Consider the following 16,634-nt stretch of genomic DNA (forward strand, 5'->3'; position numbering starts at 1 on the left):
ATTTGACTGGGCAAGGTCAGTCCCCCTTGTAGCCGTTCTTCTCGAAGTAGCTGAAGTCGCCGGTTTTCGCAGATGAAATCGCCTCACGCTGAAAATTACCGCTCATATCCTGCTGACCCAGCTGATAGGCGCGGGTTGCGTTACCGACGCCGAGCATACCCGCGCTGATGCTGTTGATAATCAAGGACAGCTCATCCTTATGATCATCAAAAATATCGTAAAGCGCTTTTGGCACAGCCGCGGTAATGGCGCCGCCCCATTCGAGTCCGCTGAAGCAAGACTCCAAAGAGTCTTCTTTCAGCGCATCTTGCAGCTCCTTGAAATCATCCGGAATCTTCTCCAAGGTCCGCTGCACCCCAGCGGGGCTGATCTTCCAAGCCGTCATAATTGGTCCTCTCTCAGTCTGCCGCCAATCAGGGCATTCGACCTCGGTTCAGTACGCCGCGCTGACTAGAGCGCCTGTACAGAATTCAATGGGGTAAACAGTTCACAGTCGTTCGCGCACGTACCCGTCAATCGCCTTTGCCATCGTCGTGGCAACAAGCCGTCCCTTCATTTCGGTGTGCTTGAAGAACAGCAGGTCCGTCCAGTACATGCCGGTCAGATCCCTCTCGTCGTCACCGCAGTCGAGCAGTGCAAGGGCATCCTCGTCTGTTTCGATTCGCCGACTCAGGCCGACAGTCAGAAGAACCTCACCGTGTTTGTCAATAATCGTCACGGTGCCCGGTGCTTCAAACTGAATCGCGTGGCCGCCGGCCATAAGATGCTCGATATTCAGAAGTGCCGCCTGCTGTTCCAGGGGAACGGGAGAAAGCAGCACAGATTCACGAGACACCGAAGCCGCCTCCTTTCCCCTCGTTCCGGCCCAGCGCCTTTGCAAGACGCACCTGGTCCAAGTCCTGCGCGAATCCAAGCAGCTGGTTCCACAGTGGGTCCTGCCCAGTGAGTTGAAGAATGACGCTCGGCACGCGGGCCATTCCCACCTGAGTCAGATCGAACTGTCTTGCCAAACGCGCAGTATCCAGTTTCAGATCCCGCACAGCGCGCGGGCCTATCAACAGCGCAAGCGGTTGATCCATGGGCCGGGCGCGAGCTCGCTGCCCGAACCCCGTGGCAGACAGATCCACTTGGACAAGCGATACCATCGCAACATTCGGGCGAAAGCCGTTCACCATCCCGCTAAGGCACCCGGCTATCCGTTCGCGGACGGCCGCGGTCACCGCTCCGGGCCGTCCGAGGTCCACCTCATCGGAGCCCAGCCCAATGAGCGCACGAGAGTGCTCGAGCAGACCCTTTCGGGTCCGCCCCACCCGGGTCCGCGCCATCGAGCCCCACTCGCCGTGAATGAGGTAGCTCTGGGTGGTCGGCATGGACATCCGCATATCGAGGCTCATCACCGCGGGGTCCCAGTCCATAAGCACAGGCTCCTGCTGGCCCCATCGATTCGGAATGTCCCCTCCGAGTTCAGCGAACACATGTTCAACAAGCATGCCGATGACAGTCTCTTCTGCCGCTCGCTCCCTTGCGTACACATCAACCAGGAGCGCCCAGTGCCCGGCAGACGAACGAGTATTCGCTGATCCATTCGGCGCAGTTTCAGAGGCTTCAGGGCCTTCTGACACTCTGAACGAGTCGAGCCGCTGCCTGCTGGTGTCAACGTCCCCGAACAGTTCGTCCACTTCAGCTGCGCGATAGCCGGTAAGCGCATTGAAAAGAGAACCGTCTGCACGGCGAACAGCCCAGGCTCCCCCTGCTTCACGCAGTGCTTCGCTCACGTGCCAGCTCAGCAGCGCGTCCTCGCGGGTGACGATGACCGGCCGCATGCCGGAGTACAGCGCGTCCCGGATCAGCGCAGAGACGAGACCGGTTAAAGCGACTTGCTGATGTACGGACTCATGCAGAAGCCAATCCCATCCCCACGATTCCGCAACCGGGTGGAACTCAATCTGCATCAGCCTGGAATAGCGCTTCGCGCCGTACTCAGGGCACGGTGAGCTACGTCGTCATTCTCAGCAAGAGATGCACGGATCTTCGTGATCACGTCGCGCACCTGCTGGCCAGCTCGATTCCACTGCCGCTCCAGCTGCGCATATTCATCAGAAACGCCGTCGGCCTGGTATTCGGCCATCGCCGCCTTCACATCCGCGTCTCGGCGCTCCAACAGGCTTTCCACATGGGAGGCCACAGCCTCAAAATTGCCCTGCGCGGTCTGCGAGCTGGAAATGTTGTAGTCGTTGCGGTCCATCATGTTCGAGTTCATCGTGTCTCCTCAGGTCACTGTGACAGCAGGCGGATCAGGCCTGTCCGCCAATGCGGTTCAAGAAAGTCTCGTCGGAAAAATCAGCAGAGCCTTCGGCCGACTGGTGCGCTGCCGCACCCTCTTCAGCCGCGGTGCGGAAGGCGGTGTCCTGGCCGTGAATCGAGGTCACAATGCCGCTGAGCGCTTTGTTGAGAGCAGTCGCGATCTCGTCGACACGCGAATGAAAGTTGTTGAATGATGCTTTCGCCGGGCCGTTGAAAACTCCGGTGAGCGGTTCAGCAGCATCGGCAAGCGCCCGCACCTGCGAACCGAGGTCGTCGTTTTCGACCGTGGTGCGCTGTCCGAGCCTGGAAAGGGTTTCGGCTTCCATCGAGAATTTTGTTGCCATTTTCGTCCCTTCGGTGTGGATCTTCCAAGGACTACCGTGCCACATAACAGGGCTATCGCAAAGAGGGCAAACACGTTTATTCGATAATCGAAAATTGAGAAGCGCGATGAGCTTTCGGCACACCAGCCATTCCGCCGCATTTCGGCGTTTTCAGACTGGGCAAGATATGTGTCAGATAGCTACAGTAGACACTGTTCCCACCACCCAGGGGATGCTTGTCTTGACGTGAAAGCGAGAAATGCTCGGCACACCACTTGAGCAGACACTGCGAACGGGTGAACTTCCCGCTCGTCCTTCGGCGATGGCAGTGTCGGCCGCGCTCGACAGCGCGATGTGCTGCATACCGCTGATCATCGCCGTCGCCATTGGGATTGCCGGTTCGCTGAACTCCACGCGAATTGTTCTCGCCGGTGTGGCAGTGTCACTGGCGGCGATGCTCGCTTTGACGTGCGTGCGCGCCCGCACCGGTTCGAGCGCCGGTCATGCGCTCTTCGGACTGCGCACTATTGCAGCCACAACGGGACTGCCCGCATGGCCGTTTCTCACGCCGGGCAGCCGGGTGACTCTGGACAGCCGCAACGGAGCGGATCCCCTTCACCTCAAGCCACGGGCTTCCGCCCAAAACGGCCACTCTCCGCCCGTCGAGATTCCTCGCCGTCGGCAGGCCCATCTACAGCTTCACTTAGATGATGGCTCCGCCCTTCCCATACCCGGTGTGGTTGCGGTCGGGCGGGACGCACGAGCACTCGGGACGATCCCGCGGATACCATCACTGGCGATCATGGACTTCAACCGCACGCTCGATGCGATTCATGCCATTATCGAACCCGTGCCGAATGGAATCCGATTGCATGCGGTCTCAAGGCGTCACCCAACGCACTGTGCGGTCGAAGGTCAAGTCCAGCGGGTGGAACCCGGCCATGCGGTCGAGGTGGCCCTCGCCGTTCCCTTCTGGTTGGGCGACCGGCGCTTTGCAGTTCATGAAATCGTTCCCACCCGACGCGGATGGGCGGTGGCACGATGATCGATCCCGATCGCACTCTTGTGGAATCAACCCGCACTCGCAGGGCACGAATGCTCGCTGCGTTTCTGCACGGTTCGCTCTCTTCTCGCCGGGCCGTCAACACAAATGTGAAGCGCGTGCTCGGGTCTACCGTCCTCGCCGCTGTGATCTCGGTAGGCTGCCTTGGAACCGGCTTCGTTCTGGGCCACCTCGAAAAGCAGCGGAACGAGAAGGCGATTGAGGCGTTTCGCCAAGCCAGCGAGGCAAATCCGATTCCGGCCAAGCCGCCCTATGTGAAGAGCAAAGAGACGGGATTGCTCAAAAACACCCGCACGGGGGTTCACATCGATCCGCGCACCGGGTTCGAAGTCGACCCGAAAACCATGCTTGCAAAGGACCCGCAAGGGCGGCTCATCGACACCCGCACCGGCTGGATCTTTGACCCTAAGACGGGGTACTACACCGATCCCGCCAGCGGGGTCACGGTTGACCCCAGCACACTCACCGTTGTGAAGGGGCCCTGAGTGGCATTCATTCGCGTATCGCTGTTCACCGGAAGCCGTTCGGCAGACCTCGTTCTGCCCGATGACGTTCCTTTGGGGGCTCTGCTTCCGCAGATGCTCGAACTCCTTGGTGATCGATCACCCGGCGGAACAGAGATCGCGCTTGTCACAGCGTTGGGAAGCACGCTCGACATGGATCGCTCACTCTCCGAGCTCAAGGTCACCCCCGGTGCAATGCTTCGAGTAGCGGCACAGGACGAGCGCCCTGTTGAACCGCAGGTCGCCGATGTGACAGACACACTGGGGACTGTAGGCGGCGCGCGAGCGGATGCGTGGGGTACCCGTTCAACAATCGCGGTACTTGCTGTCATTGCCGGTGTCGCTGCCGCCATCGCAAGCCAACTCATCTTCACAGAGAGAATCACCCTCCCCGCAGGTGACCCGCTGGCCGTGATGCTCATCATCAGCGCAGCACTCACAGCTGTCGCCTTGTTCGCAGCCCGAAAGCAGCTGACCGCGCTGTCCTTTGTTCTGGCAGCCGTCTCCATTGGCTGTGTGGTCCCAGCGATTCCCACCGCTTCATTCAGCATGGGCGTGTGGGGTACGTGCCTGCTCGCAGCGACTCTGCTCTGGGCGGTTATCGGAGTCGTGGTTGGGATCGGAATGCGGCGTACGCCTGTCCTGGCCGGGGCCGCTTTGGGAGTGCTTGCCGCCGGCGGACTGCTTGTGGCCGCGGAGATCTGGAGCGGACTGAAAATTCACGCACTCGCGGCGGTGATCGGCGCTGTTCTGCTTGGCCTGATTCCAGGTGCCGCCCTCGCAATCAGCGGCTTGACCCGATATGACGATCTGGTGATCGGAGGCGATGCGCCGAAGCGACCGCTGGTGGTCACGGCCGTGTCTGATGCATTTGCTTCGCTCACGTGGTGCATAGCAGCTCTTGCACTGCCGGTCAGTGCTGCGGTCAGCATGCTGCTGACGGCTTCGTCCATGTGGCCCGTAGTCCTGGCGGCGGCCACAGCTGCTGTCATGTTGTTGCGCTCTCGGCTGCTGCCGCTGGTGTTTCAGCGGTGCATCCTCCTGGCTGCCGCGCTGCTTCCGCTCATTCTCTTCGCGTTCAACACCGACCGCGCGGAATCCACTGCACAGTGGGTGTTTGCTGTCGTGATCGCCCTGGTCACGGTGTGCGTCATCACTGCCATCGCGCCGCCGAGTCGGGTGCGCGCGGCTCAGCTACGTCGCATGGCCGGCACTCTGGAACTTCTCGCAGTGCTGGCCCTGGTACCGGCTCTTCTGGGCACCTGGGGTCTCTTCCACGATCTGCTGAGCGTATTCCGATGAGCCGCATCCGCACCCTGCTGCGCGCCTCATCCGCTTACGGAGGGGAGCTTCTGCGCGAACTGCACGCCGACATGACCGCCGCCCTCCCGATTCGCAGGCGAATCAGCGTAGCCGCTGTGTCATCAGGGGTGGGAACGTCGACGGTCGCAGTTGAAGTCGCTTCCATGATCGCCGACACACGAGGGCATCAAGTGCTGCTCGTCCAGGCCGGGTCAACAGCAACACAACCCCCAGTTGCGCCTTCAACATCACGGGTTGTCACTCAAGTGGTTCCGGGCACCACCAGAGAAGTGAGTGTAGATGTGTGGTGGGCTGAGTCCGGTGCGGCAATTCAGCAGAATGAGCTGACCGTTACTGATTGGGGTCAGCGCACACTGCATGAACTGGTCAGCATTGCCCGCAGCGCTCATGCCCTCTGCTTAGTGACCGCAGCAAACCGCGACGCCATCCAGCAGGCGCTCGACGTTTCGGCAACGCTGCACGCCTACAGTGGAATCTGCCTGCTTGCCGTCGATGCTTCAGGCGAAAAGATTCCCGCTGTGTCCACGGTTCTGCGCAATCTTCCGCTGACAGCGGGCCAACTGCGATTCGATTCGCGCCGAGCACCTGGCGCAGAGTCCCCGCGCCCACGCCGCCAGGGCGACTCTGACTCTCTTCTAAAGGTATGCGCGTCGTTGATGACCGCGGCACGGAGCACTGATTCTCGATGACCGAAACACCTCCCACTCGTCGCTCTAGACGGCGTGAAGCTCGCTCAGATGACGCGGTTGTGCCCATGCCTCTGAGCCCGTCTGAACTGCCGGCGCGGCCCAGTGTTCCGCCTGGCGCAGGGGGCGAAGAACCGGATCTGCCACAGGATTCCCAGAATCCGGCGGCCGATGGCGCGCTGTCGGATGTTGACACTGAGCGCCTGTCCAATCGGCCTACTCGCGTAGTCCACCCCGTAGAACCGCCGGAAGAGCAGGCGCTTGCCACACCGCCGTCGCTGACCGAGGGAGCCGGCAGTTCACCGCTGCAGATGCTGTTGCCCGTGATTGGCGCACTGACGTCTGTCACCATGATGGTGGTTCTGCGCCACGGCCAACCGCTGTTTCTTTTGCTGGCCGCAGTGATATTCGTTGTCGCAGTGGTGGGCGGTGTGGCGTTTGCGCTTTCCAGTCGCGGCAGAGCAATACGCGAAGCCCGCCTCAAACGGGAACAGTACCTGGACTATCTTGAGCGCACCCGCGAACAGATCATGAAGGACGCCGGTGAAGCACGTGATGCCCTTATCCGCCTGCACCCCAGTCCAGCGGGTTTGATCACCTTTGTCAGGGACCCTTCGCGCCTGTGGGAACGGCGCCGATCCGATTCCGACCACCTCACAGCGCGCATCGGCACTGGAAGTCCCGATTGGTTCAGCATTCAGATTCCGCCGCCGGAATCTCCCGTTGAACCACCGGACCCCGCTCTGCTGGTGGAGGCTGAGCTGCTGACGCGCACGCACAGTCAGCTCACTGGAGCACCGACTGTGGTCCCTCTGCGCGACGCAAGTGTTGTTGCGCTGATCGGACCGCGAGAGCGCACAGTCGGTACGGCGCGTGCGCTGATCGCCCAGCTTGCGGCACACCAGCTGCCCGAAGATCTCACGCTTGCCGCCACATTCTCGTATCAGCATGCCTCAGACTGGACGGGCCTCGACCTTTTCCCACACGCGCAGTCCGCGGAGCTGTTCGACGGTCCGCTTGCCGCCCGGACGGTAGCACCCGACATGGAATCTCTTGCTCGTGTGCTCGAACCGGAACTCGCTGCCCGAACTCAAACCGCGGGGAACGCGCGCCGGGCAGGATCTCAACCCGAGTTCGGGCCGCGCATCGTGGTGTTCGCCGATCAGCACGGCGCGACGGCGACTGCGCTGCCGACCCCAGACCCTGCGCTTTCTCCGCGCGACCTCGGTGTCATCACAGTTCACCTGGTAGATGATCGACTGCATGAACCCTCCGATGTGGACGTTCGCATCGACCTTTCAGACGAGCCCCAGCTGACACTGGATGCAGGCACTCCTGATGCGCGTACACAGCAGTTCCAGCCGGACGTCATGCAGGCGTGGCAGCTGCATGCGCTTGCCCGGCAGCTCGCCGCATTGCGGACCTCCGCAACGGCAGCGTTCCTGCCCGAAGAATCCTCAACCCTGATGACCGCAACCGAACTGCTCGGCATCGATCCGTCAGCACCCACCGATGTGGCAGCCCTCTGGACACGCCGTTCGCCTTCTGAGTTCTTGCGGGTGCCTTTTGGGACCGATGACAACGGGCAGAGGGTCATGCTCGACATCAAGGAAAGCGCGCAACAGGGCATGGGCCCGCACGGCATCTGCATTGGGGCAACCGGATCCGGCAAATCCGAGATGCTGCGCACCCTTGTGCTGTCTCTGGCCCTGACCCACTCACCCGAAGACCTGTCGATGGTACTCGTCGACTACAAGGGCGGAGCAGCGTTTTCGCCGTTTGCATCGCTCCCACACTGCGCAGGTCTGATTGACAACCTCGCTGACGACCCACAGCTCACGGTTCGCGCGCGCTCTTCACTGCACGGTGAAGTGGTCAGACGCCAGCAGCTGTTGAAAGCCGCAGACTCATCGCCGAACATCACGCACTATCGCGAACTGCGGCTGACACGCCCCGACCTGCCGCCGATGCCGCACCTGTTCGTGGTGATCGACGAGTTTGCCGAACTCCTCACGGCAGAAAGGGAGTTCGTGGACCTTTTCCTGCAGATCGGGCGCATCGGCCGGTCCATCGGGGTGCACCTGCTGCTGTCAAGCCAAAGGCTCGAAGCGGGACAGCTGCGCGGACTCGACACATACCTTTCCTACAATTTGGCGCTGCGCACATTCAGTGAATCGGAATCACAGATGGTGCTTGGAACCGGTGACGCGTTCCATCTGCCGCCGCTGCCGGGGTACGGCTACCTCAAGGTGGATACGAGTGTGTATCAGCGTTTTCGCGCTGGTTACGTATCCGGCCCGGTACCGCGCACTCAGCAGATCCAGCAGCGCAGCGACGGACCCCGCGTAACACTGCTGCCGGTGTTCAACACCTTGAACAGCCAACAGAGCTCAGCCGAGCAGTCCCCCACAAGCACACCGGAACTGGAGCGGCCTCAAGTGGGTGTCACACTCGTGGACGAAATGGTCCGTGGGCTGAGAGGGCATGACGGAGTTGTATCGCCCATATGGCTGCCTCCGCTGCCGCCCGTGCTGCCATTGGGAACGCTCGTGAGCGACACGGAGCGCAATGGTCGACTGGCTCCGACTATCGGTCTCAAAGACGACCCCGTTAAGCAGCGGCAGGCTCCCTGGACTCTCGACCTGACCCGCTCAGGCGGCCATGCGGTCATCATCGGCGCCCCGCAGTCCGGACGCACAACGGCCCTGCGCACCATCGCGGCGTCACTCGCACTTACCCACACCCCAAAGGAAGTGGGAATCTACGGGCTTGACCTGACCGGTTCCGGCCTGCGCCGACTGGAAGGCTTCCCCCACGTAGGCGGTGTGGTCACTCGCGGCGACGAGGATCGCATGCAGCGTTTGCTGGAAGAACTGACTGCGATGCTGCGTGCTCGGGAAGCGCTGTTCAAACAGCTGCGCATTGACTCCATGCAGGAGTTTCGCCGACTCCACGCCCAGGGCCGAATCCCGAGCGTATCCAGTGCTGACATCGTTCTGCTTGTGGATGGCTACGGCGCTCTGCGCAGCGAGTTCGAACAGCTCGAAGGGCTGTTCACCGCTTTGATGATGCAGGCTGCCAGCTATGGCATCCACCTAATTGTGACGATGGGCCGCTGGGGAGAGATGCGGATGGCTCACCAAACCCTGTTCGGCAACCGAATCGAGCTGCGGCTGAACGATCCTTCCGACTCCATCATCGACCGCAAACTTGCGGGGATCCTACCTGAAGACACCGCGGGCCGAGGCCTCAATGACGATCAGCTGATAGGCCAGATTGCCCTGCCGATCATGGATGAGGCGGATGCCGATGATGTGGGTGAGGCTCTGCAGGAACTGGCTCAACACGTAGCGCGGTCCTGGACCGGCCCGTCTGCTGTGCCCATCCGTTTGCTGCCTTCGCATCTGCCGCTTACCGAATTGCCCGACGAATTCGACGAACCTCACTCGGTGCCGTTGGGGCTTCGCCAGGACACAATGGACACGACCTTCTGGGACCTTATGGAAACCGATCAGCACCTTGTGGTGCTCGGTGATTCGCGCGCAGGGAAGTCGACCACCCTGCGGACTATCGCCGACGGTTTGATTCGTCGTTTTACCCCGGACGAACTTGCAATCGCTGTAGTCGATTCGCGCGGCCATGTGGGCGCAGCAATCCCAGAGGAGTACCTTGCCGCGCATGCCCGGTCCCCTCAGCAGGCAAACGGACTGTCGCAGTCGATTGCCACAGAGCTGGCAAAACGGCCCGGACGGTCCGCCACGGAAGCGGCAACCGCACCGCGCATCGTGCTCATGATTGATGACATCGACATCATCACAGCAGGTGGGGTGGACCCGTTTGCTCCTCTGCAACAGCATCTGCCGATGGCGCGTGACCTTCACTTCCACGTGATCCTCACACGCCCGGTCACCGGGGCATCGCGCGCCATGTACGCGCCATTCATCCTTGCTGCATGGGAAACTGGCGGTGCGATGTTGTTGATGTCTGGCGATCGTGCCGAGGGGCAGATCCTGCCAAGAGTGCGGCCAGAGCGTATGCCAGCTGGGCGAGGCCGCTACATACGCCGAGGCGATTCGCCGTTTGTCGTTCAGGTCGCCCACGAAACGTCGGACCCAAGCGATGATTGAACGCAAACAGCCCAGAGAAAAACTCCAAGATCCAGCTGATTCCCAGCCCAAAGATCCTAGCAGGAATAGGAGTGGTGTCGATGACAAGCGCTGATAATGGCGATAAGACCATCTATCTGAACGGCAGCAATGTTCGCTATATGCCGGTTCAGGACATCATAGAGCTCTACGAAACACCCGAAGGCCGCGCTAATTCGCTCATGACCCTGGACGAGCTGCTTATGAAATCTCTTGGGCGCAACGATGTGTCTGATCGCATCAAGCTGGCCAACTACTTCTTAGACAAGGGTGCTGATCCCTCATATGTCGAAAGTTCCGACGGCGTTAATTGTCTGCATGTTCTTCTCTATCCTAGGGAGCATGATTATGAGCGTGAGGCGCCTTTGCTTGATGAGAGTGCGAATATAAACCAGCGGGGCGGTAAGTTCGGCTATCCGATGGAGGTGGCGTTTTATCTGTCTAGTCTGGGTGGTGACCCGAATTTCTTCTATGATGAGGTGTTTTCCCGCCCGGGTATCGACTTCGGTGTGGTGATCAACCGACACTCCGGGGCGATACTTGCTGATATGTACCTGGGTATGCCTTCTGCTGAGTCGGGACTGCCGAAGCGGACTGAGGACTATATTGCCCAGCACGGCCTGCACGGTGATGGCAAGCCTCCCTTTGTATATCCCCCTGCCAGTCAGAGAGTAGGAAAGGATTGACGATGTCTCAGTATGTTGAGTTCATCCCCAAGGCTGGTGCTGCGATGACGACGCATAATGTCCTCAACGGTGCCGGTCGGATCAAGTGGATGCTGCGTGTGCCTCCTAAAGCACCAGCTGATAATGGGTGGCGGATCTTCAGCGAAATAGACACATCCCCGTACCTGGCTGATACGAACAACTTCGAGATTGTTGACTACAACGAACTGTGCGGCATGGAACCAGCCCTGATCGGCATTTGGGACCTGCCGATCGGTTCGGACCTGCAGATGGTCATCGACGAAGACGGCAAACACATCTTCGATACACCCACCGGCCGAAAGATCCCCCTAGAAGAGCAGTACATCCCACCACAATTCCGCCAATGACCCCCGCTGATGAGCCAATGCGAGACTGCCACTACGAGCACCTGGAGAGGCTTTCGGCCCGTGCTTCGAACACAGGCACGCTGTGCCGCCTTGTTTATACGCCTAGGAGGGGTGTGTGATGGCTGAGACCATGTGGTCGCGGCAGGATTGTCGTATCCGTGCGTTTTGGGGTCGGCCTGGTGAGAGTCCTGGCTGGGCTGCTGATCGGGTGATGGCGTTATTGGGGTTTGTGCAAGCTCGTGATGCCTCTTTGGGTTCGAGTCTGCTGCATATTCCCTGGGATGGCTCGCGTGCGGAACTGCAGCGTTTGTTTGAAGAACTGCCTGTTGTGGATGACCACGGCAAACCGACAACCGCGTGGGGATACGCCGACCCCGGTCTATTGATCACGGGATACGAAAACAATATCAGTGTGGATTTATCCATTGGCTCTGATTCAGTAGGCCGCAGGATACCGTTGCATCAAGTTACAGCCTCTGTTGAGCGGTTATCTCCGGAGCATACGAAGGCTTTGAGTGAGAGTCTTTTTGAGGGATTCGTCCTTGCCTTTGATCCGCTGTATGTGGAGATGGTCACTCTTGATGAGCTGTTGATGTGGCATCGGTTGGAGTGGCAGATTCGGCCTGGTTATCGGATCTGGCTGAATGATGTGGTCGGTGAGATCTCATGGCTTGCCGATGGAATGACCTCTCAGCGTATGGGCAGCGGCACGGTGTACTCCTGCCCTGATGACTGGACCAGTCAGCAGGTTGTTGACGCCTGGAAAGCCGTTCTTGAACGCAGCGGGCTGGATGAAATACCGCGTGACCTCATCCAGAACATGGACGTACCCGACTACCTGCCCGTACCCGACCAGGTACGCATCATTGCACCCAAATGGGCCGACGAAAAAGAAAGTGACGAAGTCACAGAAACACCACACTGCGCACAACCACCCGAACCAACACCACCAGCCGAACCAGCATCATTTGAAGACTCTGCGTCTGGGCAGGGGGAATCGGGCATGGGCCAGTTTGTGTATCGACAGCAGATCACGGGCCTGCGGCCAGGTGACCCCCGACACCACCACCCGGCCAGGAACAGCAACATGAACCTCAGCGGCACTCCCGCCTGGACCCTCGGGCTCATAGCACTTTTTCCACTTCCGATACTCAACTCAGCCCTCGCCGGCGTTGTCATGCTTGTGGTGGGACTCAATCAGCGGAACGTCGGCGGCACTGCCGCGCAGAACGGCGTCAACGCAGCAAGCTGGGGTCTTCTGCAGATAGTGGTTCCGGCCCTGTTCTTCATCACCATGACAGTCGGAATGATCACCGGCGAAGATACTGAAGCTGGTCTCCGCATGCCTGCCCCTCTTGAAATGGCACTGCCGATATTCGGCATCACGTGGATATTCCTGTCTATCGCACACCTGGTGGTAGTGATCCTTGGCATTGTGAAGTCAAGTCGCGGAGAAGTCTTCCGGGCGCCGGTTCCGCGCATCTTCAAAACTTCGGGGCAGTAAGGACACTGACAAGTTCCCTCGGCGAGCCCGCCGAGGGAACAATGGCCCGACATACCACCAGCCCCACACAAAAAATTCCCGGGACATCGAGTGAACGATGTCCCGGGACTTCACACCGCGCGCCACGAGGGATTCGAACCCCCAACCTTCTGATCCGTAGTCAGATGCTCTATCCGTTGAGCTAGTGGCGCACGCCCTTGCGGACCTGACCAACTATACACAGGGTTGCGACGAAACCCAAAAGCCGACTGCGTGAGGCTCCCCACAACACAAGAACACCCCCGCAACCGAACCACGCCAGCGGCCATCGGAACCCAAAACACACGCGAATGCAAGAACACGTCATTGCAACGAAAGAATCGGTCTGTCTAACTTCAGAAACGCGTCATAAACCATCGGTTTGTGAGCCAATGCACATGATGAACGGCCCGTTTTCCTCTCCAGCGTACATTTCACGTTCCTACGGTTGGCTTGTCTCAAGAACACCGAAAGCTTGGAGAGAAAGCATGACCGTCATCGACCGTGGCTCAGTCGAAGACCTGCTCGCAGGCGCACCCACGAAGAACGAAAAGATCCTCGAATTCGTCAAGCGCGCTGCCGAGCTCACCACCCCGGACCGCATCGAGTGGATCACCGGCGAAGAAGACCAGCGCCAGGCCATCACCGACCAGCTGGTCGAAGCCGGCACGCTCGTCAAACTGTCCGAACCGGCAAACTCCTACTACGCAAAGTCCGACCCGGCAGACGTTGCCCGCGTTGAATCGCGCACCTTCATCAACTCTGAAAAAGAAGAAGATGCCGGCCCTCTGAACAACTGGATGGACCCGCAGGAAATGCGGGCCAAGCTCAACGAGCTGTTCGCCGGTGCCATGCGCGGCCGCACCATGTACGTCATCCCGTTCGCAATGGGACACATCGATGCCAAACACCCGCAGTTCGGCATCGAAATCACCGACTCGCCCTACGTTGTTCTGTCCATGCAGATCATGGCCCGCGTCTCCACAAAGGTTCTTGACGCAATCGACAAAAACGACGGCAAGTTCGTCGAATGCATGCACTCGGTGGGCGCTCCGCTCGAACCGGGCGAAGAAGACGTCGCCTGGCCGTGCAATGAAACCAAGTACATCACCCACTTCCCGGAAGACCGCTCCATCTGGTCCTACGGCTCCGGCTACGGCGGCAATGCCCTGCTGGGCAAGAAGTGCTACTCCCTGCGCATCGCCTCGGCTATTGCCCGCGATGAAGGCTGGCTGGCCGAGCACATGCTCATCATCAAGCTGACCAACCCCGAAGGCGAATCCAAGTACATCGCCGCCGCCTTCCCATCGGCCTGCGGCAAGACAAACCTCGCCATGATCACGCCGACCGTTCCCGGCTGGAAGGCCGAAACACTCGGCGACGACATCGCGTGGATGCGCTTCGGCGAAGACGGCCAGCTCTACGCCGTCAACCCCGAATACGGCCTGTTCGGCGTTGCTCCCGGCACCGGCTACTCGACCAACCCGACCGCCATGGCTGCAATCGACGCCGGCAACAACATCTTCACCAACGTCGCCCTGACCGACGACAACACCGTGTGGTGGGAAGGCAAGACGGACGAAGCACCGGCCCACCTGACTGACTGGAAGGGCAACGACTGGACACCCGAGTCCTCAACCCCGGCAGCCCACCCGAACTCGCGCTTCTGCACCCCGATCGCGAACGTCCCCACGGCCGCCCCGGAATGGCAGGACCCCAACGGCGTTCCGATCTCCGCCATCCTGTTCGGCGGACGCCGCAAAACCACCATGCCGCTGGTCACCGAAACCCACGACTGGCAGCACGGTGTGTTCATGGGCTCGGTCCTGTCCTCAGAACAGACCGCCGCCGCCGAAGGCAAGGTCGGCGTTGTCCGCCGCGACCCCATGGCCATGCGTCCCTTCATCGGCTACAACGTTGGCGACTACTTCCAGCACTGGCTGAACATCGGCAAGACCGAAGGTGCCAAGCTGCCGAAGATCTTCTACGTCAACTGGTTCCGCCGCGACGACGACAATTCGTTCCTGTGGCCCGGATTCTCAGAGAACTCGCGTGTCCTCAAGTGGGTCTTCGAACGCGTTGTCGGCACCGCTGACGCCGTTGACACCCCGCTTGGCAAAGCCCCTGCCGAAGGCGCGCTGGATGTTGACGGACTCGACGTCACACCGGAGCAGCTGCAGAAGGCACTTGCCATCAAGCCCGAAGAATGGGCTGAAGAGCTCAAGTCGATCGAAGAGTGGTACGCAGAACTCGGCGACCACGTTCCGGCCGAGCTGCGCGCAGAAGTCGACAAGCTTCGGCAGCGCCTGGGTCTCGCCTGACCCCTGCCGCCGCACAGGCATCGGCTGACAACACAGACCAGCGAGCGTCCGACTTCAGGTTCACGAGCCAGAACCGAGGTCGGGCGCTCGTTCTGTGTCCGGCACATCAACTGTGCGAAACACCGTGTTTCTCTTCGTGAAATTCCCCTTTTCACACCGCGTGCCGCCCGTTACCGTGAGGGGACGAGATGACACTTCGGTGTCGCCCAATCGCGGAGAGGAATCTTCAATGACTGACAACCCTCAAGGCACCATCGACCAGCTGGAGTTCGACGCTCTGATTGAAGGCGATCAGATCGCAGGCAGCAAGGTCTCCATCTACATTCCCACCAAGGTCTCCGGCGGCCAGGACAAGATCGCCGCCGGGCAGATGCGCGATCAGCTCAGCGCGGCGAAAGCGGACCTCGAAAGCGCGGGTCTAAGCGGCAGCGAGGCCGCGGCTGTCGTCGAACCGGTCCAAAAGGCCCTCGATGACCCTGAGTTCTGGCTGCACACAAGCCGCGGGCTGGCAGTTTTCGCTGCCAATGGCTTCTATCGCATCTTCCGGATTCCACTCGAAGTCCCAGCACTGCGCACAGTTGATGACCACTTCAACGTGGTTCCGCTGGCCCCCATGCTCGAACAGTCCGGCCGCGTCTACGTTCTTGCTCTCGCAAAGAACTCTGTCCGCCTGTTCGACGCCAGCCGCAACCACATCGAACAGCTGCCGCTGGGCGCAGTTCCCGAGAACTTCGATGCCACCGTCACGGAACTTCCGGAGCACAACCTCCAGTACCGTTCCGCAGGCGGCGAGCGCACTGGCTTCTACGGAACCGGCGGAGGTTCTGACACGGAAGACCACCTGCGCGAAAACTTCCTGCGCCGCGTAGGTGAAGGTGTTGCGGCTGAACTGGGCACCGCTCGTTCACAGCCGCTGGTTCTGGCTTCGGTGCAGGAGTATCTGAGCCCGTTCAAGAGCCTGTGCCCCTACCCGAACGTCCAGGACGTCGTCATCCCCGGCAACCCGGAGCAGACTCGACCCGAAGAGCTCCGTTCTAATGCCTGGGAAGTGCTCAACGACAAGGTTCAGGCTGACGAGGCCGCTGTTGTCGAACGCGCCCGCTCGCTCATTGCCGCCGGCAGGGGCTCCTACGATCTGGGCGAAATCGTGCAGGCGGCCGCCGAAGGCCGCGTGGACACGCTGTTCACCCCGCGGGACATCAAGCGCCTAGCCGCGACAAACGCCTACGGTCCGGCAAGCCAGGCGATTATCGCCACCGTCGCCAACAAGGGCACGGTGCGCACGGTCGCTGAGTTCCCGGAATCGTCGGAGGCTGTTGCCACCTTCCGCTACTGACCCGCTCCCCTTCCCCAACGCACGAGGTGGAGCTGCAGTGTTCTGCAGCTCCAC

Annotated in this window: 15 protein-coding genes and 1 tRNA gene; 10 read left to right on the plus strand and 6 right to left on the minus strand. The window is 60.4% G+C overall.

Translation table 11 applies throughout. The features are described from left to right. Positions 1 to 16: 16 nt before the first annotated feature. From GC119_RS08970 to GC119_RS08990, 5 genes are all read right to left on the minus strand, one after another. On the minus strand, positions 17 to 385 hold the full coding sequence (locus tag GC119_RS08970) for a DUF6507 family protein (protein ID WP_151952937.1): 369 nt from the start codon (positions 383 to 385) through the stop codon (positions 17 to 19). 102 nt (positions 386 to 487) lie between these two features. Beyond that, positions 488 to 835, minus strand: a complete 348-nt coding sequence (locus tag GC119_RS08975) for a hypothetical protein (protein WP_151952938.1) — start codon at positions 833 to 835, stop codon at positions 488 to 490. Continuing rightward, a complete protein-coding gene (locus GC119_RS08980; RefSeq protein ID WP_151952939.1) occupies positions 825 to 1,952 on the minus strand; it encodes a DUF6177 family protein in 1,128 nt (375 codons plus the stop codon). The genes GC119_RS08975 and GC119_RS08980 overlap by 11 nt, the downstream gene beginning before the upstream one ends. Further along, positions 1,952 to 2,260, minus strand: a complete 309-nt coding sequence (locus GC119_RS08985; RefSeq protein WP_151952940.1) for a hypothetical protein — start codon at positions 2,258 to 2,260, stop codon at positions 1,952 to 1,954. The genes GC119_RS08980 and GC119_RS08985 overlap by 1 nt, the downstream gene beginning before the upstream one ends. A gap of 34 nt (positions 2,261 to 2,294) precedes the next feature. Then, positions 2,295 to 2,648, minus strand: coding sequence for a hypothetical protein (locus GC119_RS08990; protein WP_151952941.1), 354 nt, complete (start codon positions 2,646 to 2,648; stop codon positions 2,295 to 2,297). Between the two features lie 238 nt (positions 2,649 to 2,886). Here GC119_RS08990 and GC119_RS08995 point away from each other — a divergent pair, with 238 nt between their 5' ends. The 8 genes from GC119_RS08995 (at position 2,887) to GC119_RS09030 (ending at position 12,905) form a co-directional block, all read left to right on the plus strand. Next, positions 2,887 to 3,672, plus strand: coding sequence for a hypothetical protein (locus GC119_RS08995; RefSeq protein WP_151952942.1), 786 nt, complete (start codon positions 2,887 to 2,889; stop codon positions 3,670 to 3,672). Further along, a complete protein-coding gene (locus GC119_RS09000; RefSeq protein WP_151952943.1) occupies positions 3,669 to 4,175 on the plus strand; it encodes a hypothetical protein in 507 nt (168 codons plus the stop codon). Before GC119_RS08995 ends, GC119_RS09000 begins: the two co-directional genes overlap by 4 nt. After that, positions 4,176 to 5,495 (plus strand): EsaB/YukD family protein, encoded by a 1,320-nt coding sequence (locus GC119_RS09005; protein ID WP_151952944.1) that lies wholly within the window; start codon positions 4,176 to 4,178, stop codon positions 5,493 to 5,495. Further along, positions 5,492 to 6,205, plus strand: a complete 714-nt coding sequence (locus GC119_RS09010) for a hypothetical protein (RefSeq protein WP_151952945.1) — start codon at positions 5,492 to 5,494, stop codon at positions 6,203 to 6,205. Before GC119_RS09005 ends, GC119_RS09010 begins: the two co-directional genes overlap by 4 nt. After that, positions 6,202 to 10,329 carry a type VII secretion protein EccCa gene (gene eccCa, locus GC119_RS09015; protein ID WP_226829382.1) on the plus strand — a complete coding sequence of 1,376 codons (4,128 nt, stop codon included), beginning with the start codon at positions 6,202 to 6,204 and terminating at the stop codon, positions 10,327 to 10,329. Before GC119_RS09010 ends, eccCa begins: the two co-directional genes overlap by 4 nt. A gap of 80 nt (positions 10,330 to 10,409) precedes the next feature. Continuing rightward, a complete protein-coding gene (locus tag GC119_RS09020) occupies positions 10,410 to 11,033 on the plus strand; it encodes a hypothetical protein (protein ID WP_151952946.1) in 624 nt (207 codons plus the stop codon). A 2-nt stretch (positions 11,034 to 11,035) separates the two neighbouring features. Next, entirely contained in the window at positions 11,036 to 11,401 is a 366-nt protein-coding gene (locus GC119_RS09025; RefSeq protein ID WP_151952947.1) for a DUF2185 domain-containing protein, read from the plus strand. Between the two features lie 118 nt (positions 11,402 to 11,519). After that, positions 11,520 to 12,905: a hypothetical protein gene (locus GC119_RS09030; protein WP_151952948.1), complete on the plus strand. Its 1,386-nt coding sequence runs from the start codon at positions 11,520 to 11,522 to the stop codon at positions 12,903 to 12,905. Positions 12,906 to 13,023: 118 nt separating this feature from the next. Here the strand turns inward: GC119_RS09030 and GC119_RS09035 are convergent. Then, a tRNA-Arg gene (locus GC119_RS09035) sits at positions 13,024 to 13,096 on the minus strand. A gap of 315 nt (positions 13,097 to 13,411) precedes the next feature. Here GC119_RS09035 and GC119_RS09040 point away from each other — a divergent pair. Next, positions 13,412 to 15,244 (plus strand): phosphoenolpyruvate carboxykinase (GTP), encoded by a 1,833-nt coding sequence (locus GC119_RS09040; protein ID WP_070575534.1) that lies wholly within the window; start codon positions 13,412 to 13,414, stop codon positions 15,242 to 15,244. 229 nt (positions 15,245 to 15,473) lie between these two features. Further along, on the plus strand, positions 15,474 to 16,580 hold the full coding sequence (locus GC119_RS09045; protein WP_151952949.1) for a hypothetical protein: 1,107 nt from the start codon (positions 15,474 to 15,476) through the stop codon (positions 16,578 to 16,580). Positions 16,581 to 16,634 lie beyond the last annotated feature (54 nt).

Source organism: Brevibacterium sp. Marseille-P9724 (assembly GCF_902500275.1).
In the GTDB taxonomy this organism is placed as follows: Bacteria; Actinomycetota; Actinomycetes; order Actinomycetales; family Brevibacteriaceae; genus Brevibacterium.